Below are 24,237 nucleotides of genomic sequence, written 5' to 3'. Positions count from 1 at the left end.
CTTTCGTCATGTATAGAGATATTCAAGCCCTGGACGATTAATTTTAATTTTATTTTAAACTTTTTCGCGTAGAATAGGCTCGTTAGGGGATTAATCTTAAAAATTAATGGTATTGACATGCAAAACAAAACCAACATGCATCCAGCAGAGGTTATCGACCGTGTGTCAAAGTTTACTCGAGACATTGAGGAATCTCTCAAAGATTTAAAGACCAAATATTCCCATCCTAAAGATGATCAGAGTGAACTCTCCTATGCAGCTAAAGGGCCGGGATTATGACATCATTTAACTTGTCCAACCTGCGCTTGAATGCCAAAAATGAGCACCTCAAGCAGCAATTGATTGAATGTGTTGATGAACAAAAAGCGCAATTCCTTCAATCGGCAGAAATTTTTTATGCCAAGGCTCGTCGAACCAAAGAGGATTACCGTCAACTTTTTGAAGCGATTATCCAAGCCACTGGGCAAGTCTTATCGGCCACAAACTGGGAAGAATCACTATTCTTGCGTAATACCTTAAAACCCATAAAAAACTGTACGAAGAAGCGTTCGCCTTAAAAGAAAAACTGGATGGCGAGCAACCGGGGCAAGCTTTCACCACCCCCGCCCTAACAGAAAACAAAGTCAAACTTTAATGTATCGTTATACCAATCGAACGGCCACGATTTAAAACAATGGGCGCTGCAATTGGCCTCTTTAGAGAGTTATATGGTAGGGCGAGAGAGTTATATGGTAGGGCGGCCCATTTATCAAAACGAAGCCGATGCGATACAAGCGATCCGTCAAAAACTATCGCAACTTTCCGAAGCGTGCCTCGTCGTAGCCGTCGATCAGTCTAAAATTATTTCTCAGGAAAATCAGTTGCGAAAAGACCGGCTGGGAAATCCCCTCACCACAGTGATACCAAACGCCATAAAAAGTGAAAATATTATTGAATTTATTCATCAAGAGAAACGTTATCATTACGTGAATCAAGCACGGGAATTAATCCTAAAAACAAGCGAGACGAACTAGATGTATCCAGCGCAACAAAACGCAACGGATCAAATCGCTAATTTTTTTGGCTCTTGATGTTGTTGGCCTTGGGTGTTCTTGTTTTTTGGTGGCTTGAGCGAAGCTATATTGTTTCAGCGATATTTTTTGTTCGTCATTACGAAATTGATTTAATAAAAGGCGTGTTGGATCGCGTTAATGTGGGGTTGGGCTGGCTGAACTTGATGCCGATTGATAAAATCACAAACTCGCTTTTTGGCAGCATTTTATGGCAACCGCTAATAGAAAAGAGGTAACTTTTCCGCAAGTGGGGGCGCTGAGTACCGACGTCAGTTTATGGGTGCGCTATCCCGTTATTCTCATTTTATTAAGATTAGCGAGCTGGATGTTGTTCCGTAATCGTTCTGCCCGATTTCAACGCACCCATACCATGGACAGTTTGAAAAAAAGTGAAGTAGAAAATTGGCCGCAAATCACGCCGGTTCTCTCATTAGATTTGCTCAAAGCCGATTTAGAGAAAGGCCCGTAGGCGATAGCGAAATTAGCATTGAATTTTTGTAAAGAACATAATTTATTGGACATCACCATTGGAGAGAATGACAAAAAAGTGTGGACCGTGAAACCCGGCCCGGCGGAGTGCTTATTTGTGTTGCAAATGGGGCCGTTGTGGAAGGGCGTAGAAGCATTGCCAATTCATGTCAAAGCTTTGCTCATTGTTTTTGTTGCGCATGGTCATCGCGATCATAAAGTAGCTGAAGATTTATTGGTGCAAATTACTCAATCGGCCTTGCACGGACGCTTAAATTTTAGTGGCGTTGAGGAATTACTCACAAAATACAAAGATTCAAAAATAATTAAATAGCTGGAGAAACGCCATGCTTACGTGGAAACACTAATGGCATCCCTTCTGGAAATCGCCCGCATCGAGGGCGTTCTCACGACGGCTGAATTTTTATGGTTAAAGCCCGTCGATCTACGATTGTGGTACATGTTAAACAGCGTGGGTAGACAGACCGCTGTTGTCGAAATTGCTGGTTTATTTGCGCATTGGCGAGCGGAAAAACGCTTGGAAAGACCTTTGCGAACGCCGATGGTTAAGGGGGCAGTCACGGTATTGGAGAAGGATATAACAACGGTACTTTATATTTCGGAAGAAGAGTGATAGCATACCAGCCGCGCGACTTAGAAGAAAAACATGAACGCTTCCATTCGCACGTGCTGCGCGACACGCGCACACTGAGCGTGCGCATGGCCGGTTTCCTAAAAAATCCGCGAGGCATCGCAACTTTTCTATTGCTATTGGCAATAATTACTTTTTTTATTAGTTATTTTTCAGATGTCATCTTACTACTGGGAATTGCTTCTTTTATCTATACTTACACACGCAAATACAAATTGCCTTTCCGTTTGCCACAACACTCTCACATGAAAGATTACAATGACCCTCTCCCAGGCACGCGAAATAAACCGCGGCAAGCATAAGGCATTTATTATTTTGGCAATAAAGGGAGAACCAAAGAAGAACTGTGGTTCAGCAATGAAGATGTGCGAACTCACGTCTTAATTTTTAGTTCTACCGGCAGTGGTAAAACGGAAGCGATGGTATCGATTGCTTACAATGTGCTTACAACCCAATAGTTTCATTTATGTGGATGGTAAAGGCGATAATCGCTGTTTGCGAAAGCATTTTCAATGGTACGTGCGATGGGACGCGAAGACGATCTCCTGTTAATTAATTTCATGACGGGGGCGAAAGAAATTATCGGGCCGCAAGAAAAGCGTTTATCCAATACCTTAAACCCTTTTGCGAATGGTTCTTCCAGCATGTTATCGTAATTAATTGTGAGCATGATGGATAAAGCCGCTGGAACTCCCGATGGTGACATGTGGAAAGGACGTGCTATCGCGTTTACCGAAGCATTAATGAAAATTCTTGTTGCCATGCGTGATGTCGGACACATTCTGTTAGATGCTAATACCATTCGTGATTACTTTCATTTACCGAAATTAGAAGCCATCGTTGTCGATAAATTATTTCTGCGCGAAAGCGAAGAGCCAATTAATTTAGAAAATGTACCGCCTACCGTGATCGAACCTATTGTAAACTATGTATTAACGCTGCCCGGTTATAACAAAGAGAAAAAAGCAAGCAAGTTTCACAAGTATTGGAACAGTATGGATTTATCACCATGCAGTTAGTACGAGTGTTTACTTCGCTAGCCGATACCTACGGCCATATCATGCGAACTAATTTAGCGGAAGTCGATTTGCGTGATGTGGTGCTAAATCGGCGCATTTTGTGTGTATTATTGCCTGCATTAGAAAAATCACTGGATGAATTATCCAACTTAGGGAAAGTAATTGTTTCAACATTAAAAGCGATGATAACTTCCGGTTTAGGTGAACATGTTGAAGGCGAATATTCAGATTTAGTCGACGCTAAACCCACCAATTCCAAAACGCCGTTTTTATGTGTTTTGGATGAATACGGTTATTACGCTGTTGAAGGCTTTGCAATCGTGCCCGCGCAAGCACGATCCTTAGGATTTTCCATCATATTTGCCGGACAAGATTTGCCGGCCTTTCAAAAAGCTTCGAAAGAAGAAGCGGCATCGATCGGCGCTAATACCAATATTAAAGTTTGTATGAAACTTGAAGATCCAACGGAAACGTGGGATTTCTTTATGAAATCGGCGGGTGAATCTTACGTGACACACGTTGAGAACTTCCAAATCGACCAAGGCAGTGTGTTAGGTAGCTATCAAGAGGGCGAAGGGGCTCGAGTGGAAAAACGAGCGCGTATTGACACTTGTTGGCTTTAAAAGAACAACGTCAAGGCGAGGCGCATTTCTTTTTTAAATCGAAAATTGTTCGCGGCAAATTTTTCTATGCGAACCTTAAACGAACTAAATACCTTCGGCTCAATCATTTTCTTAAAGTCGCAGGGCCGAATGATTCTGACGCTAAGAAATTAATAAAAAGTTTTGAGCATTTTGAAAAATTAGCGACGAAGGACACTATTTTTTCCGATATCGAAGCGAGTAATGAAGAAGTCGAAAAAGTTTTTCTAGTCTTTAGTGAAGAAAAACATTTAGCCCCTTTTGATCGCTCTATTATAGCGCTTAAAAAATTCTTTACCCAAACGGGCGATATACCCACTTCTTTTTTACAAGAGCTGTCAGCCAGCCAAAAGGAAGATGTCGATTATTTGAGTCTTTTTACACCGCTGCGTTTGTCCGATCATATTAAAGAAGTCGTTATTAGTAACGATCTAGATAATTTCAAAAAACCCATTCTCGATCGGGCTTATTTACGCGATCAAATTGAATACATTCAACGATTGTGCGGAAAGAGCCGTCAGCAGGCGATGAATATTGCGGTTGAATTAATCAGTGATATGGGAAAAGGCACTCGATATCCGCCAAAAGTCGATTTCACCTTAAAAGAAACTGACGTAGCCAAAGGGATATGCGACATGATTCAGGTTATCTCTTTAAAGAAAAAAGAAGCGGCAAAGACAGCAGATAATAAGAGTTAGAGGTAAGTAATGAGAACAAAACACCTCCTTTCCGTGAAGCAGACATCCCGCAGCCCGTATGAAGCAAAGCGGAATACGGGGACATAATTCCCGTATTCCGCTTTGCTTCATACGGGCTACTGCTAGCCTTAGGGATTAGTTTGAGCGCTTGTTCCAGTTACACCACCGTTTCCTCGGCTCCTGTTTATACAATTCCCGCACCAAAGCCTTCGTTAGCAAAAATTCGCGCGCACTATATTCATCGATTACAAACCAATGGCGTTCAAGTGGCTGCTTACACGGATAACAATGGACACATTGAGCGACAGCAAGCGTTGACAACGCGTCAAGCACAAGTGGGGGCGAGTTTTCTATGGTCGCGCGGCGTTAATGCGCGATTATCTTATGCCGTTGGTTACAATCGAAAAAATCCAGTGGACTATAACGGAAGTTCTCACGGGCGATTCAATAATCGGAGCGTGGAAATAAGTTTTCGTTTTTATCCGGAGTATACATTCCTTACGCGTAAAAAAAACAATGACGATAAATGCCGAACAATTGGCTTTGCAGAAAAATAATCTTCACCATGATAATTACCGTCGGGTAATGGCTTTTTTGCTCGCATCTGTTGTTATTGCGGTGAGTTTGTGGCTATTTTGAGCTACCAAATCGTCACCACTCCAAAACCGGCCTATTATCCAACCACGACAACGGGGCGTGTGATTCCGTTGCAATCGTTGGATATACCGGTAGTAACTAACACCTATTTATTACAATGGGCCGCCTTAGCAACGCGTGTGGTATATAACTTAGACTTTGAAAATTACACCAAGCAATTAGACAACGAGTCTTCTTATTTCACTCCGGCGGGGTGGAATTCATTAATGAACGCAATGAAATCATCGGGCGCTATTGATTCGTTGAAAAACAATAAATTATTTATGGCGGGGATTGTGAATGGTCCTGCGGTTATTTTAGATCAAGAAATGGTTCACGGCTGTTATAGCTGGCGTGTGCAGTTGCCTTTGTTGGTGACTTACAACCAGTGCTAGCATCCAACAAAAAGCTCATTTTATTATTACAATAGATATTATACGAGTCCCGATAATTGACGCTGTCAAAAGTATTCAAATTAACCAATTTAGCGCAGTTATGGGATAACATGCTCAACTCAAGTGAAGGGTTAAAATTAGTTATCTTACACAATGCGTTTTATCGCAATAATTATCGCCGAGCGATTATTGTTTTATTGTTCGCATTAATTATTAATTACGGCCTTGCCTTTATGATTTTTTACAAATGGGTGTACCCTCCGCAACCGGAACATTTCGCAACGACAGCCGATGGGCGGATTATCATGCTGTATCCTTTAAGCGACCCTGTTTTACCGGATGATTTTGTATTGCAATGGTCAACGGACGCTGTGCGTAAAACATTTAGTTTAGGTTACGAACATTGGCGTGAAGAGTTGTAGGAGGCTTCTAGTAATTTTACGCCCGATGGTTGGAAATGGTTTTTAAACAGCTTAAAAAGTACAAACAATTTAAAAATCTTAGTCGATTTTAAAATGGTATCCAATACGACAGTGACAGGAGCACCGACGGTGGTTTGCAAAGAAGTGGTTGCTGCCCATTTCGCGTGGAACATCAAAATGCCGTTATTGGTTACCTATACGAGTGAAGGACACACCATCAACATGCCCATGTAAGTAACGTTAATTGTGCTTCGGATGCCCACCCAAGATTATCCGGAACGGATAGCAATTAATAATTTCCTAACGCAAACGGTCACACCGAATGCGGTAGATAATTCGGTGTAAATGTAAAACTGTGAGTAAAGTGAGAAAGATGGTGATGCAAAAAAATTTTCCTAACTCTTTTAATTGGGGCCAGTACCATTCCGGTATTAGTGTTAGCCGATAATGCTTCTTTTGCTTATGGAATAAGGTCGTTATTCACTGATTCTGACCAAAGCTCGCCCTCAACCCAGCCGCGTACTGCTGATAAATTACGATAAAATCAACAAGCGGCGATTGACAATCTATTAAATAAAGCGCGTTCAATGGCGAACCCAACATCGCAGAGTAATCAAAACGCTTCTTCTACTTCACCCCCCGAGCAAAATCCAAGCCTCAGTGATGACGCATTTGCCAACACAGTTCGCAATATGATGCCGTTATCGCCCGATCAAATCCGCACACTCCAATTATTTATTTGACCAAAGCCAACAGGCGGCCGCACCTGGCGTACCGCCAAAACCGACTCCAGCTTCGGTCATTGTTAATTTATCCCCGGGTGCAACGCCCCCGATTATCCGCTTATCAGCCGGTTTTGTAACGTCATTGGTATTTTTAGATTCGAGTGGTGCGCCGTGGCCCATTCAAGCTTATGACTTGGGCGATCCGAAAAGCTTTAACATCCAATGGAATAAAAAAGACAATACTTTGTTAGTTCAAGCGTTGAGCCACTATAAGGCGGGGAATTTAGCCGTCGTGCTGCAAGGATTGGATACGCCGGTGATGTTGACGTTAATGCCGGGACAACGTGCCGTCGACTATCGTGTCGATTTGCGCGTACCTGGTTTGGAGCCGAATGCCAACCCAACTTAGACGGTTTACCAGCAACGGAAAGTCCCGAATTATTAAACGTTTTAAACGGCGTTCCGCCGAGTAACAGCAAACCCCTGATGATTACGGGGGTGACTGCCAGGGTTGGTTGATAAAGGGGCACATTTTTTTACGCACCCGTTTAACGATTTTATCGCCGGGATGGATTTCGACGATGAGCAGTGCAGATAGGACACATGCCTATGAGCTGCAAACGACGCCAGTGGTGTTGGCATCGCAGCGGGGTCAGTTAGTTAAGTTGATAATTGAAGGGTTATAAAATGACAGAGTTTTCAAAAAAGTTTCTACAAAGTGCAAAATCCGAGTAATTACTGCCGTGACTGCCGCTGTGGCCTTAATCGTGGTGGTGGGTGTTATTTGGGGCATCATAAGTCTACCGAAGACGCCTTTAAAAGTACAGCCGAAGTTTCCTCTCCGCCAACGATTGAATCCCTGCCGGGAGCGGGCAATCCTTCAGACGCTTACGTAAAAACCCAGAATATTCAAAATGCCCAACAAGCGAGCGAAGCGCGCAAAGGCGGTACCAGCTTTGTACCCACCATTACGCGTCCAAGCTTTCTCGGATCGGAAGACCAATTTGAACAAGATCAACCGTCAGCCCCGACAACGGACTTAAAAAAACGAAATTGTCCAATTAAAGAGGTCGTTTATATGTATAAACCCAATCCAGCGAGCTGTACGGTGGATAATTTAAAATTAGCGCGAAGCGCCGGCGTTGCGGCTAAAGAATTAGTGTGTCAATCCTGTTCTTGTCCAGCTTTACGTCTGACTGGCTACACGGCCGGTGAGTTAAAAGAAGTAGGTTATTCCGCCGCGGAACTGCGCAGGTGCGGATTTACCATTGCCCAATTACAGGCAGCGGGATTTAGCGCGAAAGATTTAAAAGCGGCTACCTTTACCGCTGCGTAATTAAAAGCAGTAGGCTTCAGTGCAAGAGAATTGGTGGACGCTTGTTTCACGCCGGATCAAATAAAAGCAGCCGGTTATTCATCAGCAGAAATGCAAGCCGCGGGAATCCAAACAAACAATCCTGATTGCGATCTCGCCACCTTAAAAAAAGCCCGCGCCAATGGTGTTCCAGCGGCGAAATTACGCCAAAAAGGGTGCAGTTTAGTAGCAGCATTAAAAGCGGCTGGATTTTCTGCCCATGATTTAGCGACAGCTGGATTTAACGCTTCACAATTGAAAGACGCCGGCTTTAATGCAAAAGTGCTACGTGATGCGGGCTTTTCTGCAGGCGGATTAAAAGCAGCGGGTTTTTCCTCTGAAGAATTACTAACGTGGGTTATTCTAAAGGTGATTTATTGCGAGCGGGTTATACGGCTGAGCAAGGCGGTTATCCTCCATCCCTCCCAGCGGGGGCAAAGGTCCTACAGTCCGCCCAGCGCCCGTGCCTATCTGCCGATAATTCGGCTGCCAGTGTGTCTCGGGGTTAAATAGTCCAGAGAACAGTACGATGCCCTCTATATAAATAATAGTGATTCGCCGAAGGCGCGCGCTTACGGGCATTGCAAAAATTGCAGCAAGAACACCTCAACGAGCAGGAGCGCCGAGATCTGAGACAGCAAATGCAAGGGCAAATGAGCTTGCAAGCACAAAAGCTCATGGCAGGTTGGAGCAATGGTTCTGGACAAGTATATCAAGTGGCCTTGCAACAACCGGCGACTACACTGCTGGGCGGCAACGCTACTGGCCCGCAAAGGGTGGGAGGCGCGGGCCAACCCACCAGACCTATCATTAAAGCGGGGACCATTATGTTCGCTGTGTTGGATACCGGTATCAACAGCGATGAAAAAAGTCTAATTTTAGCGACCATTGTGACAGGCAAACTGAAAGGCTCTAAGCTCATCGGTGATTTTAGCCGAGTGGATATGAAGGTTTTATTAAAATTCAATTTATTGAATGTGCCTTCTTTCAATCATAGTTTTAGCATTAATGCGATGGCTATTGACCCTGATACCGCACGGACCGCGATCGCGAAATCCGTTAATAGCCATTATTTACTGCGTTACGGGTCGTTGTTTGCTTCGGCGTTTTTGTCAGGCCTGTCGCAAGGGATTATAAATTCAGGTGCAACACAAAATTGTTTTGGACCGTTTTGCGTGACGACATTTAAGAAGCTTAATACAGGATAATATATTGCTTTAGACATGGGCAACGCCGGTGAACAATACGCTACCGTGATGGGAAACAATTTCAATCGTCCGCCGACCATTTGAGTGCCGGGCGGTACAGAGATTGGATTGTTGTTCATGAACGATATCACGTTGCCGCAACATTTACCGGCGGATCAAAACATGTAACGAAGAGGTGATCACTAAATGAGTATCGAAAATCAGAAAACCATCGGTGACGATGAATACCAATATCCTAATGAAGAATATGTAGCGGAAACAACCCCGCCTGATGAACAACAGCCTGCAGAGCCAAAGCCGGTTAATTTCTTCGTTCGTTTTGTTCAAAATAATAGGCGAATGACGGCGGTTATTGCGGTTGTGTTGATCGTTCTGGTGGCATTTAAGCTGATGAACTCACATCGAAGTAAATCGATCGATGCACCGCCCCTCTAGAACAACCGCTGGTTCAACAATCCGTGCTGTCTGTTCCTGTTCCTGAGATAATGAGCAAATTAGACGTCCTCAAACAGGATGAGCAAAGCAGTCAGACCACCATTTCTCAATTGCAAAATCAACTTCAGGACGTTCACAATCAGTTGAATCAGACTTCGCGGTTCAGCAATCCCGACTTAATCAGGCAATGGCCGCCTTAGTGGATCAAATGAAACAATTGGGACAAAGTATCCAATCCGAAGAAGCAAAAAAGTCAGCCCTGGCGAAAAAAATTGTGCCGCCCGCGCCCCCGTGGTCTTCCACTTAAAGGCTATCGTTCCGGGCAGGGCTTGGATCGTCAGTAATGATGGACTGTCTGAATCTGTTTCTGTTGGTGATCCGGTGCCTCAATATGGCACCGTTAAGGTGGTAGACGCTAACCGAGGGGTGATGTTTATGAGTTCAAGGAGGGTTGATTGGTTATGGAGCAGATGATCATTGATGGATCAGTGTTTTCCGTATTTCGCTCTGCTTCATTAGGGCTACGGGATAGGTGAGTTGAAAAAAGAAGAGAATTTCCTATGACCTCAGGTGTCAATCCTTTCATACTGAGAGAAAATCTCGGCTATATGGCCAAGATTGTTCAGTCCATATCGATCCTGATAGGTTTAGGATTGTTTATGATGGGAATTTTCCGTTTGAAACGTTACGGAGAGATGCATGCGCACCTTTATGTCCCATCAAATGACCATAGCCGCGACCCTCTTGATGATGGCAGGAATCGTCCTCATGTGCCTTCCTGTTGTATTGAGCAGTGCCTTAACCAGCTTCTGGTCCACCAGTAACCTTCTCCATTATCACGGGGGAAAAGTCGGGTATGAGCAGCTCATTCCGCCAATCATTCTCTTTGTACGGTTAATCGGCGTGGGCGTTTTTATTCGGGGTGTGCTTTTATTTTCGCGTGTCGGACGGGAGCAAACGCTCCCAGGAACGATGGCTAAAGCAATGTTGCATATTCTGGGTACCTTAAGCTTGTTAAAATCAGTGTTAGGAATGTCGGTTTAGTTAATCTCTGCTGTACACGACAAAAATGAAATTGCCTATCAGCGGCACAGCGAATCTGTTATGAGGTCCAGTATCAATATAGCGTGTGTGACACAAGGCGAGAATGGTTTGCTTGGCAGGAGATCTTGAGACAAAATTAGCAATCGGTTCCCCTTTTAAATGCAGCGAATGAAAATAAGCTTCCTGTCTAATGACAATGCCTCCCTCACAATTCTCTTGGGGCCATATTATGGTTAAGAATATCCATATCACCGGCGTTTATCATAAAGCCGTTATTTTGGCCGTTTCGCCCCGGAAGTGTCCCAGCTAAGCTCTTGCTCTTTTCAATCCGAAATACCTTACCGTGGTTAGAGGGCCCCCACCACTCAATCCAGGTACGCGCGGGAACCATCATTGTCGCGGAATACGTCGGTATCGCCTCATATTGATTGGGCCCACACGCTCCTTTGTCCAGTGACGTCCCTTCACCGCTAGGAGGTAAGGGAAATTGGTTGGCAGTTGCTGAATCTCATCGATACCTCTGACAAAACATCTGTCCGACATGACATCTGAGCTCCCTTAAACTTGTCTTGACAGCTGGTTTCATCCAGCGGCTCTTCACAAGTAATTGTATCGCCGCTCTCTTTAGCTCCATCTGGATACTTTAAAGTATAATATCGCTCACATCAGATAGCGCTTACATCAGGTAATGATGAATAACATTTTTCTTACCACTACTAAGTTTGCCGGATAGGTAACAGTGCGAATCCCTTCATCCTCATACTCCTTTTGGTCGAGCGGAAGACCCAGGCATTATCATAACCGCAAGGTCATAAATCTTTACGACCTGGAAAACAAAAGGATTCATCTTTAACCCGATCAGGGTGGTTACTTACCGTGAAGTTATGAAAAACTTCAAGAAAAGGAAGCGAAAACGGTTGTAGGCGGCCATAAGCGCATTTCTGCTGAGTAGCAGGGTGAAGACATAAACTCAAACAGAAAACAACTTCTTTCGAAGTGAGCAAGTATAAGCAAATATCCGTTTACCGCCTTTATTTTCATGGAGGAACACTCTTCCCCCGCCGAGGAATGAGAATTGAGGGTAATAGTAATTTTATAATTCACTTTATCGAATATTTTCATGTAATTAGCATCAATCCTATCCGCACAGCACACAACGGCCGCGAGATCTAGATCGGATTTTAAGTAAACCACGATTCGTTCTTTGAGAAGCGTGAGAAAAGGTTTCACTTCCCGATGACAAGCGCATATTCTTCTTCGTCCTTAATTCAAAATTGGTCTTTAGAGGCTATCTTTTTCTGGTATCCAAAGGTTTGCATGATCTCGAGTACGAAGTTAAACGGTTCAAAGAACTTCTCAGCACCCAGTCTTAACTTCGCCTCATCCGAAAGCGGGAATTGCTTTTCTAAGCGTTTAACCAACGCAATAGCTCGTCATTTGGACCTCCATCGTAATGGCGGTGTCGGCCTGATTGGGTGGTAATAAATGCCATAAAGGGTGTTTTATCTCTGACATTGAGATAAATGAACCCTTATTCATCATTATGCGCCATGACTCGTTGCGTCGGTGCATTCAAGCTCCTGATTTTATCGTTTGCAACAAATAAACGATTAATATCCACGTCTAAGGGCTCGATTTTCACCTAACTATCATTACTGATCTTTATAAAATAAATATGATGAGTAGCATCGGCTTTGACAAGCTCATCGTGAAAGAAGTAAGAGAAGTAAGAGAAGGGAAAGAAGAAAGAAAAATAAGGCAAAAAGCCAATGCCTGTTGGAAAAGTTTAATCAAAAACCGATACCGTTTCGATTCTGACCTAATTAGACGTTCGCCGACCCAGCGCTTTAATTCGCCCTCAATCATGACTATCAGGTTTCTTGGATAGGTATGAACGCCTTTGACATAAAATATTGAGGCGATTTTTCCGTCTTTAATGACGTTGGCATCGAAGCTCAATTGCTTTTTAAAATTCGCATAAAATTGCGAATCAAGAAAACACAGTAGAGCCTGATTGCTGCTCAGCACCGTCTCGGGTGTGATATTGAGACACCAACACCATCGACATTGCTCCTAAATACGATGCACTGACACTGCTGTCCATCCATTAGTATTGCTTTTTGATAAAGTTCCGTCGGAATTAATACAATCTCTTTCCGTCCTGATTGATGCCATAAACATAACCCTAATACCGCATTACAGATTAAAAACGCGATAACGCATAAAACGAGTAATTTGACCTGATAAGAAAGTCTTGCAGTAACAGGTCGGGATTGTTTGTATTCCATGTCTTTTTTCTTAAGGCAGGTACTCGCGATTCTGCAATGGCGGTGTTTTACGCAAGAATTAGCTTAATCAGCACCACCGTCCAATTTTGATTGGAAGATCTTCTTCAGGAATCAGTTTAGCGGAGTCCAGCACGTTGAATGGAAATTTTTCTGCAAATTTTTCATCAAATAATTGTAACCCTAATTCCCATTCCGAAAAGTCACCACGTTGAATCATCTCCCAAAGATCGCGACGATGATAGTCAGGATCGGCTCCATTAATTTTTACCGCTTCATTCCAACTAATTGACTGCAACCCTTGCTTGGGTTTCCAATGAAATTTAACAACCGTGGATTTTCCGGAGGCGTTGACGAATCGAAAAGTGTGCACACCAAATCCTTCCATAAAACGAAAAGAACGAGAAATCGCTCGGTCTGATATCACCCACATAATCATATGAAAACTTTCCAGCGTGAGGGAAATAAAATCCCAGAAATTATCATGCGCCGTTTGTGCTTCTGGAAACTCAGGATCCGATTCTGTCTTGGCGACGCGAATAAGATCGGGGAACTTAATAGGGTCTTGAATAAAAAAAGAGGAATATTGTTCCCCAGGAGGCCCAAATTACCTTTTTTCGTATAAAATTTAACGGCAAAGCCTCGCACGTCGCGAACTAAATCGGGAGACCCCTGGCTTCCAACGAGTGTCGAAAATCGCACGAAACCAGGGGTTTTCTCGCCTTTTTTTCTGAAATAAATGAACCATCGTGATTTCAGAGAGTGAGTCATCGGTTTCAAAGTAACCGTGAACGCCAAAACCTCGGGTGTGGACCACACGCTCAGGAATGCCTTCGGCGATCAAAATGAAAAAGCTTTTCCCGAAAAGGGAAATTTTCGAGCAACAGAGGCCCCTGATCTCCTATTTTCAACGAATTCTGGTCATCGGAAATGAGTGTTCCTTGTGCGCTTGTTAAGTTTAGGTCTTCATTTTGTGAAGGTTTTTGCTTTTTAGTCATGGCTTCCTCCTGAAGAAAAAGACGAGAGTGATTTAAAGATAATACTTAATTCCTAATTTGACAACCTCTCTCACTATTCAAATATTTGCTGTAATTCCAACATGGAATCTTCAGAAAAGGAAACACCTACTCCTAACAGACGCACTGCTTTTTGTTGTCTTTCAAAGACTTTTTGTTGTCTTTCAAAGATTTGATAAAGCAAATGTTTAAATAAATCCAAAGATATGGTTTGCATTATGGTTTCAGCTTTAGTGATTTTAAAATCATTAAGTTTAATTTTAACAAATTGTTTGCGGATGTAGCGATCAGTATGCTTTAAAAGTCGCTGCTTTAGGTCATTAAATAAATTTGCTAACTCAATTTCACACTTGCTTAGTGTCGCTATCTCCTGAGAAAAGGTATGTTCAACGCTTCCCACGATAGCGCTTGCAAATCCGAACAGGTATGAATATTCATCGCTTTCATTTTTTGCGCGGTGATTTTACTGACAACGTGAATTTTCTCAATGGGCAGCATCTTAACAAAGCCATCAGCTTTGGAAGGTAAAATAACTTTAATTCTATTTGGCTCATTCCATGCACTTACGACTTTGGCCAAAAACTTATTGGTTGCCACTCCCGCTGAAGCACTTAGCGAGCGTCGTTTCACAATTTGTTCTCGGATTTCTTGAGCGATTCGCCTGGCACTACCCTGATGTATTTTACAATCGGAAACATCTAAGTAGGCTTCGTCTAACGAAAGGGGCTCGACAAGGTGGGTATACTCCTGAAATAAACCGCGGATTTGGTGGCCAATAGCACGGTATTTTTTCCATATTGACTGGCAAGATTATCAGCGAGGGGTAAAACTTTTTAGCATATGGAAGAAGAGATAGCCGATTGGACACCATATTCCCTAATGATATAGTTAGCCGTATAAATGACGCCCCCCGAATGAGTAGGCCCCCTACAGTAACCAGTTTTTCGCGCACCTCAGGATTGTCGCGTATTTCAATCGCCACATAAAAGTAATCCATGTCAACATGAATGATTTTTCCAAGCTTTTTTGAGGTACTTTCTCGCACGGGGAGCCTCTTTTTACCATAAAGTACAAAAAGAGCTGTAAACAAACCTAGTTAGCTTCCTTAGGATAATGTTTATTTTTATACCATAATCCAATACACTCTTGCTATGCTTGCAACATTGCTTATGTGTAAACCGGATTACTTCAACATGGATTATGTGATTAATCCTTGGATGAACGGTCATATCCATCTCGTGGATAAACAATTGGCGGAAGAACAGTGGCAAGCTTTTTACGAGACTCTACTGCAATAAGTAACTATTCGTTTGATTCCTCCCGGACCTCATTTACCCGATTTAGTTTTTACCGCTAATACTGGGCTGGTTTACGACAAGCTCTGTATCCTCGCTCATTTCCAGCATAAGCAACGACAAGGAGAAGAAGTTTTTTTCAAGCAATGGCTTGAAAAGTATGGCTATACGATCCTCCAAATGCCAAAATCGATTTATTTTGAGGGAACAGGTGATGCTCTCTTTCAACGGGATGGTAAGTAAGGTGTGGATGGGCTATATAAATTAAAAGCCTGGGAATACCTTGAAACGTATTTTTCAATACCTGTTACGCCGCTTAAATTAATCAATGAGAAATTTTACCATCTGGATACTTGTTTTTGCCTTTTGTTCGACATTGCCGTGATGTATTATCCAGAGGCATTTGATGCCTATTCTGTTCAGCTTATTGAAAAAATATTGATGAGGATAAAGACGGGTGGTGAGTGATGAAGATGCACTGTATTTTTCCTGTAATGCGCTTGTTATAAAAACAGATAAAATCCCCACGAAGAAAGCCGTTATTTTTATTACGTATAGAAGCGATCCATTACAAACGCAATTAAATCAACTGGGATACGAAGTCATCATCCGCTCTGTTTCCAAATTTTGAAAAGCGGACGGCGCAAAGAAGTGTATAGTATTGGAAGTTTAAGTCTTAAATATAGCGATAAGCATTTATTTGAGCGACAGATTTAAATATTCTGCAATCCCGGCTAAAAACATTTGGACGGCAATCGTCGTTAAAATCATTCCCATTAAACGCTCAATAGCCGTTAACCCACGCTTTCCTAAAATTTTTATTAAATAAGGCGCCCATAGCATAATCAAGGTAAAAATTAGTGACGCAATAAATACCCCCAAAAATATTAACCATAAATGATGAGGCTCTCGGGTAACGAATAATAATACCATTGCTATTGCGGAAGGCCCCGCGGTCAACGGTATGGCTAAGGGAACAATCAAGGGTTCTTCAAAATCTTCTTTAGCAGGCTTTTGGTCGGGTGGGAAAATCATTCGGATAGCGATAATAAAAAGAATCACGCCCCCGGCAATGCTTAAGGCCGGCGTTGTGATGTGTAATCCGCGTAAAATGTAACGGCCGAAGAAAACAAATAAAGCTAAAATAAAAAAAGCAATAATGGATTCTCGTAAGATAATGCGGATTTGGGTGCGAACATCGTATTGTTTTAGGATGGCGAGGAAAACGGGGATATTTCCCAGTGGATCCATCACTAAAATTAGTGTAATCGCAATGGTGTAAAGTGTCATTTAAAGCCTCGGTGTTAGAAACATCTATTTTTTCTTATAGCTAAGTCGATTGCACTTGAAGAGGCCGGCCGCTCCAACCAAGCGCCGTGATTTTATTCACTTTTGGGGGTCATGGAATTAAAGTTGGAAGGGTTGAAAATTCCAAAAGTTGTCCCCGCTTTCTAGAGCTTAAACTACTCAAAAACGGAGGGCAATTGTTTGGTTAATGACATCCTTTCTTTAACACAATTACCTGATAAGGCAAAACCCTGTAGTTTTTCTTGATGGTCATACAACAAGGCGCGCTGGTTGTTGCCCTCCCCGTTGCATTGCCATTCGCCTTTAACTGTTTTTGGGGGTGGATAAGTCACGATGGCGCAAGCCGGGGTTTTAACCACGATAGGCATGGGGGGGTAATGCACTGGCTTTTTATCGCCGGCGAAATGATTGGCCAGTGCTCGCGCACATTGTAATAGAGGCGCTATGTATTGACGTATCTCGCCAGCCACTTCTGCACAATCGCCGAGCGCATAGATGTTTTCTATACTTGCTTTTAAATAACGGTCGACAATAATGCCAGTCTTTTGATCAAGTTTTATGGATTCAGCTAAATCACATCTGGCGCGGATGCCAATGGCAGAAAAAATACCATCAGCGGCTACTGTTTTCCCCTTCGTCATGCTAATTTCATAATCTTTTTGGTGGCGATTCACTGTGCTTGCGACCTGTTGTAAATGCCAATGCACTCCTTTGTTTGTTAACGCCTGTTGCAAAGCACGGCCAATGGATTCAGGCACAAATTTCGCGAGTGGATAAGGTTCTTTAGTGATAACCTCCACTTGATAACCACCACTCACTAAATCGTTGGTAAATTCGCACCCCACTAGCCCAGCGCCTATCACTGCGATACGCTTTTTATTGTTTATCGATCGGCGGAATCTGCCGTAAGCAGTCAAATCATTGACGCAATGAACATCCGAAACAGCGTTGCCCTGCAAAGAGGGCGCGATCGGGTAAGAACCACAGGCCAGGATCAGTTTTTTATAAGCAATTTTTTTGTGCGATGTCGTTACCGTTTGAGAAATAGGATCAATCACCTCGACCATCGAATGGGTGTGAATGATTGCTTGTAATTGCGAAGCCATTTTGTCCGCAGTACAGACTGCTAGTTCATCAGCTGATTTTTTGTTTGTCAAAGCGGTAGATAGTAATGGTTTAGAATAAAAAACGCCTTCGTTGGCCGTGATTATTTCCAACGGGGTTGTCGTGTCCAATTTACGAAGTTCTTTAGCAAAGAGATAACCTGCTAATCCACTACCGATAATAACTATTGATTGGTTTTTCATTTTTAATAATTTTTAATAGAAAAGTTTTGTACAGCTTTAACGAGGGCAGTGACGTTTTCGATTGGCGTACTGGGATCGATGCCATGACCTAAATTAAATACATGTCCAAAGCCTTGTCCGTAGGATTTTAAAATACCGACGACCGCTGTCGATATGCTTTCGGGATTTGATAGTAAAATCGCTGGATCTAAATTACCTTGCAAGGCAACTCGGTCCCCACACGTCGCCGTGCTTCGCCAATGTCCATCGTCCAATCTAACCCTACCGCATCACAACCACTGTTTGCAATGCTTTCTAACCATTGTCCCCTATTTTTAGTGAAGAAAATGAGGGGAATCTTTCGGCCGTTTTTTTGACGGACCACTTCAGAGGCGATTTGTGATAAGTAATCCAATGAAAATTGTCGATACAATGAGGGAGTCAATAAACCGCCCCACGTATCAAATAGTATAACGACGTCCGCACCGGCTTTAATTTGAGCATTCAAATAAGCAATCGTAAGGGTGGTTAATTTTTGTAATAACGTGTGAAATACGTCAGGCTGCTGATAAAGCATGGCCCTGGCCGTTAGAAAAGAAACGTCTTGCTGCTCTGACCTCCGGTCATGTAACACGCTAAGGTCCAAGGCCTTCCCGCAAACCCAATCAAAGGAACTCGCTGATCGAGCGCTTTTACAGTTAGACGAATGGCGTCAAACACGTAAGAAAGCGCTTCTTCCACTAGCGGCATTTGGAGTCGATTTACGTCTTGCGGACAAAACCGCACGGGGTTTCGAATGACTGGCCCAACTGTCGGCGCAATATGCAAATCAACCCCCATCGCATCGGGGATGGTAAGTATATCGCTAAAAATGATGCAGCATCCAGCGGAAAGCGTCTTAACGGCTGAAACGTCGCTTCACAAGCCAGTGCGGGTGTTTTACAAAACGCCATAAATTTGGCACTTTTTCGCGCAATTGGCAATATTCCGGCAAATAGCGGCCGGCTTGGCGCATAATCCACACTGGCGTGCGATCCACCGGCTGGCGCAACAACGCATGGATAAAACGATCATTTTTAAGCCTCAACATGCCTCCTCTATTGTACGCGAATTCGCCTTCCAGCGCAGCTTTCTGGCTGGGGATCGAGGTAGCCCGTATGGAGCAAAGCGAAATACGGGTTGCTGCGCATCGGTTCCCATATTCCGCTGGCGCTCTTCATACGGGCTACGGCCTAATTCTCAAAGAGCTGAGGATGTGATTAAATCCGCAGCTTTCTTGGAGCAAACCCATCAATCCAAGTGAACTAACGACCTATATGGCTCATTTCGCCGTGTACAGGCACAACGGCTTCGTTATTTTTCCATCTTCCACCATAAGTCTTTTCCCATAGCCAAACAATTAGTTATAAATAGTTTTATCCACAATCGCTTGATTGCTCTTTAAAGTAATGGGTACGCGACACGTTAAGGATAACGGTAGATCCTTTGGAGTAGAACACGTATAAGTATTTTGCGATAAGAGAAAACAAGCATTTTCAGGAGATAGCTTTGCTGTTAACGTATCTATTGTACCAAAATACCAAACGCTAGCACTCACCCTGCCAACGCTGGTTCAGTGGCGCATCGTTTCCGTATTCCGCTAGCACGCTCCCGCTCCATACGGGTTACGGTTGGATTCGCGCTTCGCGAATGATCGCTAATAATCCACTCGATAAATTTGGCCCGTCTGCAATCTTTCAACGCTTTTTTTACTGTAAGCGAGTGCTGCTTCGGCGGGCGGGACGGGATTGAAGCCGCGGAAGTAACACTTCGTAAACCGGCAGAGCTTCCGTAATCACGGTGGGGCTAACGGCGTTGATGCGTAGGCCTTTTGGCATTCCAAAGGCGGCGCTTTTAACAAAACCGTCCAATGCGCCATTTACCATGACAGCTGAGATGCCGGTAACGAATAAGATCGTGGTTTAATATGCCGCTCTTGAGCGTAAAAGAGCCGTTTTCTTTAAGATATTTTTTACCAAATAAGCACTAAAGCAACTTATCTCATTAATTTATTTTGTATGCCTGTGGCATAGTCTTCTAGGGGCATCTCGGAAAAATCGGCAAATTTTACCTTCCCTGTCGTTGCAAGCATGCTATCTATATTATTGACCGCTTAATGGATACGCTCAATTGAGCCAAGGTCGGCGACATTCACTCAAATCTCACCTTGCCGATAAGCCGCAATAACAACGGTATGCCATTTCTTTAATTCGGCTGCAACTGCTTGGCCAATGGTTCCTGTGCCACCGATGAGAAGGATTTCTATAGCGATACTATATCCATAACAATGAATTTCCGCAATTTGCAGTCTTTACAAACTCCGCTTTCCTCTTCAATGGTAAAAATCACACAGGCGCTCCGCTGGCTCGAACTCATTATTTCACTCAAGAGCAGCAATTTTAACCGAGAAATATCTGAGAATCCCATATAAATGGTCTCTCTTCAACCACAAACAATCGTAACCCTTGTCGAAATCCAACGTATACAACATGCCTTCCTTCCAATTCCTGTAATGAGCATGTACAAGGCAAGTTTTGTTGTTCCATACAACATCAAACTTGACGTCACCTTCATCGCCTCACGGGATCGACGAACTATGAGAAATCGAGAACTTCACTGTGGTTCCTTCCCTTATTTCATATTCCGAACTCTTCTCCATCGCACCCTCAGGACTAGAAAGATGCCCCTTAGAGTAAACCGCGTTCTTAACTGTAAGCCGTTTTATCTGTAAAATTTATAAAAAAATCTGCATGTTTAGGGGTTCAGCAGCCATTGAAACTGTACTGAATGACACGCACAACGCTAAGATTGCGCAATACAGTATTTTGAACATAATTACCTCCTCTTTCGGTGACTATAGCAGTGAAAATCCCGTATTTCGCCTCGCTGCATACGGTCTACTTGATCACTTTTTCGGGTAAGGGTTTTAGTGAAAAGGAAGCTTTCAATATGGGTTTTAGAAAACTTCCCGTGTGGGAGTCTTTGCATTTAGTGACTGCTTCTGGTGTCCCAGCAACAACCACGTGACCGCCCCCGGCGCCGCCTTCGGGACCCATGTCGATAATCCAGTCCGCTACTTTAATCACATCTAAATTATGTTCAATAACAACAATCGTATTACCGCCGTCGCGTAAACGATGGAGTACAGTTAATAATTGCAAAATATCGTGGAAATGCAAACCCGTTGTAGGTTCGTCGAGTAAATATAAAGTGCGCCCTGTCTCCCGTTTGGATAATTCACGGGATAATTTAATGCGTTGGGCTTCGCCACCTGACAAAGTCGTAGCGCTTTGTCCAAGCGTAATATAAGACAATCCCACGTCGATCAGCGTTTGTAATTTTCGGGCGACGATGGGGATAGCGTCAAAAAATTCTCGCGCATCTTCTACTGTCATCTGCAATACATCATAAATATTTTTTCCTTTGTAGTGAATTTCTAATGTTTCGCGATTGTAACGTTTACCTTTGCAGACATCGCAAACGACATAAATATCCGATAAAAAATGCATTTCTACTTTAATGACTCCATCGCCTTCGCAAGCTTCACAACGTCCACCTTTAACATTAAAACTAAAACGACCAGGAAGATAACCCCGCGCGCGCGATTCTGGCGTCCCAGCAAATAATTCGCGAACCGGCATAAAAATACCCGTATAAGTGGCGGGATTGGAACGTGGCGTTCGGCCAATTGGACTCTGATCAATTTCAACCACTTTATCTAAATATTCCAACCCGCTAATGGATTGATAAGGTCCGATGCGCCGTTGCGTTGCACCATTTAAACGAGAAGCGACAATAGGATAAAGAGTGTCGCTGATGAGGCTTGATTTTCCAGAGCCAGAAACGCCGGTAATACAAGTCATTGATCCGATCGGAATATCCACGTCTACATTTTTTAAATTATTACAACGAGCTCCTTTTAATGAAAGAGAGTAATGGGAGTTTAACTGGCGTATTTTAGGTACTGGGATGGTTTTTTTACCCGATAAATATTGTCCAGTTAGCGAGCATGGATTTTTCATGATTTCAGAAGGTGAACCTTCTGCTACAATCTCTCCGCCATGTACGCCGGCGCCGGGCCCGATATCGACGACATAGTCGGCTGTACGAATGGCGTCTTCATCGTGCTCTACGACAATAACCGTGTTGCCCAAATCACGCAGCCGTTTTAATGTTTTCAATAGGCGTTCGTTATCGCGTTGGTGTAATCCAATAGACGGCTCGTCTAAAATATACATGACTCCGACTAAACCCGAACCAATTTGACTGGCTAAACGAATGCGTTGCGCTTCGCCGCCAGATAAAGTTTCAGCACTGCGTGCTAAATTTAAATAATTCAAACCCACATTCACTAAAAAACCCAATCGTGCATTGACCTCTTTTAGAATTTTTTCAGCGATTTTTCCGCGCTTGCCTTTTAACTTTAGGGATTGAAAAAATTGTAAAGCATTCCCAATTGACATGGCGGTAATTTCAGGCAGGTTTTTTGATTCTAAAAATACATGCCGCGCTTCTTTTCGCAGACGCGAACCTTGACAAGTTTCGCATTCACTCATCGTTAAATATTTCGCTAATTCTTCACGAACCGCTTGTGATTCGGTTTCGCGATAACGTCGTTCCATAATAGAAATAATGCCTTCAAAAGGATACGTACGTTTCGTTTTTTTACCATTATACGAGACAAGGTAAAATGTCACGGCTTCTTTCTCGCTCCCATAAAGCAACATTTGTCGGATTGATTTTGGCAATCGAGAATAAGGAATTTCCACATCAAAACCGAAATGTTTGGCCAGGGAGGATAATAATTGATAATAATATAAATTGCGTCGGTCCCATCCACGAATTGCACCATTAGCTAAGCTCGCTTTTTCATTGTGGATAATTTTTTTGGGATCAAAATATTGTTGAACGCCCAATCCATCGCATGAAGGGCACGCGCCCATCGGGTTATTAAAAGAAAATAATCGCGGCTCTAATTCTTCTAAACTGTAACCACAGTCGGGACACGCGTAACGTTCTGAAAAGGTGCGCTCTTCAATTTCGTTTTCCTCAAAAGGGGCCACTGTGGCTAAACCATCCGCTAAACGCACGGCCGTTTCAAAAGATTCCGCTAGACGCTGTTGCAGATCTGGACGGACTTTAACACGATCGACAACCACCTCAATTGTATGCTTCTTTCTTAAACTGAGCTTAGGTGCTTCATCTAATTCGACCAACTTGCCATCGATTCGGGCGCGAATAAAGCCTTGGGATTTGAGTTGTTCCAATAGTTGGAGATGCTCCCCTTTGCGCTCCCGAATGACAGGTGCTAATAGCATGACGGCTGTTCCTTCCGGGAGCGCTAGCACACTATCGACCATCTGGCTGATGGTTTGCGCTTGTAGGGCGTGATGATGCACAGGACAGCAAGGTTGGCCAATACGGGCATAGAGCAGGCGTAAATAGTCGTAAATCTCGGTGATGGTGCCCACAGTCGAACGAGGATTGTGGGACGCCGATTTTTGTTCGATGGCAAGCGCCGGGGATAACCCTTCGATCATATCCACTTCCGGTTTTTCCATCATCGATAAGAATTGCCGCGCATACGCCGACAGCGATTCTACATAACGGCGTTGCCCTTCAGCATACAACGTATCAAACGCAAGTGAAGATTTTCCCGAACCCGAGAGTCCAGTAATGACGATCAGTTGATTGCGGGGTAAGTCGAGATCAATATTCTTCAGATTATGAGTCCGGACACCGCGTAATTGAATTGTACTCATTTTTGCTTAATTTGGGAGATTATAAAAAGGAGTATATTATACAAAAAGTTAGCTTTAAACAAATAGCCCACTTTTAACTAAGCATAGCCTGTATGAAGCGCAGTGAAATACGGGGATGATAGACGAGATCATTATTTTCCCGTATTCTGCTTTGGTCTATACGTATATGGCCCCAGGGTTGTTGTCAACAATCAGTTTTGACGAAAAGAACGTATATGCGGCTTCACCGAGCCACCGCATGAATTAGCCTCATCAACCTCAGGTTTTACCTTAACGTCCTTAACATCACATTGCCGCGTTTACTAATCCGCGACAAGACCTCCTTATTCTCACTCGCGTGTTGTGGAGGAACTAACCCAATAAACACCAACAACTTGCCAGAAACAGATGAAATTGATGAATGTCCCTCCCCGTTCGCATAAACCGGCAGCGCCGTTAAATCCCCCCCGGCTGCGCTGTACCCGTTGACAATCCTCATTGGTTTTTACCACGGCTTT

Annotated in this window: 8 protein-coding genes and 19 pseudogenes; 14 read left to right on the top strand and 13 right to left on the bottom strand. The window is 43.4% G+C overall.

The window, feature by feature from the left end; all coding sequences use genetic code 11:
• Positions 1–117: 117 nt before the first annotated feature.
• The 11 genes and pseudogenes from OWO34_RS07385 (at position 118) to OWO34_RS07335 (ending at position 10,749) form a co-directional block, all read left to right on the top strand.
• Positions 118–279, top strand: a complete 162-nt coding sequence (locus tag OWO34_RS07385) for a hypothetical protein (RefSeq protein ID WP_267257061.1) — start codon at positions 118–120, stop codon at positions 277–279.
• Positions 276–1,013 (top strand): annotated as a pseudogene (gene icmQ / locus OWO34_RS07380) (Dot/Icm secretion system protein IcmQ). Before OWO34_RS07385 ends, icmQ begins: the two are co-directional and overlap by 4 nt.
• Positions 1,014–2,154 (top strand): annotated as a pseudogene (gene icmP / locus OWO34_RS07375) (type IVB secretion system coupling complex protein DotM/IcmP).
• Positions 2,154–4,530, top strand: a pseudogene (locus OWO34_RS07370) (type IV secretory system conjugative DNA transfer family protein). Before icmP ends, OWO34_RS07370 begins: the two co-directional pseudogenes overlap by 1 nt.
• A 9-nt stretch (positions 4,531–4,539) precedes the next feature.
• Positions 4,540–5,038: pseudogene (locus OWO34_RS07365) on the top strand (OmpA family protein).
• 8 nt (positions 5,039–5,046) lie between these two features.
• A pseudogene (locus OWO34_RS07360) lies at positions 5,047–5,670 on the top strand (type IVB secretion system apparatus protein IcmL/DotI).
• Between the two features lies 1 nt (position 5,671).
• Positions 5,672–6,328, top strand: a pseudogene (locus tag OWO34_RS07355) (type IVB secretion system apparatus protein IcmL/DotI).
• Between the two features lie 10 nt (positions 6,329–6,338).
• Positions 6,339–7,394: pseudogene (locus tag OWO34_RS07350) on the top strand (DotH/IcmK family type IV secretion protein).
• 39 nt (positions 7,395–7,433) lie between these two features.
• Positions 7,434–9,438: pseudogene (locus tag OWO34_RS07345) on the top strand (TrbI/VirB10 family protein).
• Between the two features lie 18 nt (positions 9,439–9,456).
• A pseudogene (locus tag OWO34_RS07340) lies at positions 9,457–10,186 on the top strand (type IVB secretion system protein IcmG/DotF).
• A 79-nt stretch (positions 10,187–10,265) separates the two neighbouring features.
• Positions 10,266–10,749 (top strand): annotated as a pseudogene (locus OWO34_RS07335) (type IV secretion protein IcmC).
• Positions 10,750–12,411: 1,662 nt separating this feature from the next.
• Here the strand turns inward: OWO34_RS07335 and OWO34_RS07330 are convergent.
• From OWO34_RS07330 to dinB, 5 genes and pseudogenes are all read right to left on the bottom strand, one after another.
• Positions 12,412–12,792 (bottom strand): TraE/TraK family type IV conjugative transfer system protein, encoded by a 381-nt coding sequence (locus tag OWO34_RS07330; RefSeq protein WP_267257063.1) that lies wholly within the window; start codon positions 12,790–12,792, stop codon positions 12,412–12,414.
• A 312-nt stretch (positions 12,793–13,104) separates the two neighbouring features.
• Positions 13,105–13,736 (bottom strand): annotated as a pseudogene (locus tag OWO34_RS07325) (catalase).
• Positions 13,663–13,851, bottom strand: a complete 189-nt coding sequence (locus OWO34_RS09575) for a catalase (protein ID WP_323808280.1) — start codon at positions 13,849–13,851, stop codon at positions 13,663–13,665. Before OWO34_RS09575 ends, OWO34_RS07325 begins: the two are co-directional and overlap by 74 nt.
• Positions 13,852–13,855: 4 nt before the next feature.
• Entirely contained in the window at positions 13,856–14,032 is a 177-nt protein-coding gene (locus OWO34_RS09570) for a catalase (protein WP_323808279.1), read from the bottom strand.
• A gap of 73 nt (positions 14,033–14,105) precedes the next feature.
• Positions 14,106–15,140, bottom strand: a pseudogene (dinB, locus tag OWO34_RS07320) (DNA polymerase IV).
• Between the two features lie 61 nt (positions 15,141–15,201).
• Here dinB and OWO34_RS07315 point away from each other — a divergent pair.
• Positions 15,202–15,976 (top strand): annotated as a pseudogene (locus OWO34_RS07315) (dimethylarginine dimethylaminohydrolase family protein).
• A 65-nt stretch (positions 15,977–16,041) separates the two neighbouring features.
• Here OWO34_RS07315 and OWO34_RS07310 read toward each other — a convergent pair.
• The 5 genes and pseudogenes from OWO34_RS07310 to OWO34_RS07290 form a co-directional block, all read right to left on the bottom strand.
• Positions 16,042–16,635: a MarC family protein gene (locus tag OWO34_RS07310; RefSeq protein ID WP_267257060.1), complete on the bottom strand. Its 594-nt coding sequence runs from the start codon at positions 16,633–16,635 to the stop codon at positions 16,042–16,044.
• 173 nt (positions 16,636–16,808) lie between these two features.
• A complete protein-coding gene (locus tag OWO34_RS07305; protein WP_267257062.1) occupies positions 16,809–17,936 on the bottom strand; it encodes an FAD-dependent oxidoreductase in 1,128 nt (375 codons plus the stop codon).
• Positions 17,937–17,962: 26 nt separating this feature from the next.
• Positions 17,963–18,516 (bottom strand): annotated as a pseudogene (locus OWO34_RS07300) (uroporphyrinogen decarboxylase family protein).
• 11 nt (positions 18,517–18,527) lie between these two features.
• Positions 18,528–18,892, bottom strand: a pseudogene (locus OWO34_RS07295) (uroporphyrinogen decarboxylase family protein).
• 68 nt (positions 18,893–18,960) lie between these two features.
• Positions 18,961–19,029: pseudogene (locus tag OWO34_RS07290) on the bottom strand (hypothetical protein); the annotation flags it as partial.
• A 67-nt stretch (positions 19,030–19,096) separates the two neighbouring features.
• On the opposite strand from OWO34_RS07290, the pseudogene OWO34_RS09890 reads away from it, so the two are divergent.
• Positions 19,097–19,177 (top strand): annotated as a pseudogene (locus OWO34_RS09890) (hypothetical protein); the annotation flags it as partial.
• Positions 19,178–19,687: 510 nt separating this feature from the next.
• Here the strand turns inward: OWO34_RS09890 and OWO34_RS07285 are convergent.
• On the bottom strand, positions 19,688–19,864 hold the full coding sequence (locus tag OWO34_RS07285; protein WP_267257059.1) for a Rossmann-fold NAD(P)-binding domain-containing protein: 177 nt from the start codon (positions 19,862–19,864) through the stop codon (positions 19,688–19,690).
• A gap of 843 nt (positions 19,865–20,707) precedes the next feature.
• Here OWO34_RS07285 and OWO34_RS07280 point away from each other — a divergent pair.
• Positions 20,708–20,791: pseudogene (locus OWO34_RS07280) on the top strand (hypothetical protein); the annotation flags it as partial.
• 84 nt (positions 20,792–20,875) lie between these two features.
• On the opposite strand, the gene uvrA reads toward OWO34_RS07280, so the two are convergent.
• Positions 20,876–23,740: an excinuclease ABC subunit UvrA gene (uvrA, locus tag OWO34_RS07275; protein ID WP_267257058.1), complete on the bottom strand. Its 2,865-nt coding sequence runs from the start codon at positions 23,738–23,740 to the stop codon at positions 20,876–20,878.
• Positions 23,741–24,011: 271 nt separating this feature from the next.
• Positions 24,012–24,237 (bottom strand): annotated as a pseudogene (locus tag OWO34_RS07270) (transposase); the annotation flags it as partial.

Origin of the sequence: Coxiella endosymbiont of Ornithodoros maritimus (genome assembly GCF_907164965.1) — a bacterium.
In the GTDB taxonomy this organism is placed as follows: Bacteria; Pseudomonadota; Gammaproteobacteria; order Coxiellales; family Coxiellaceae; genus Coxiella.
Note: the sequence above shows the minus strand (reverse complement) of the source record. Positions and strands in the feature narration are given on the sequence as shown.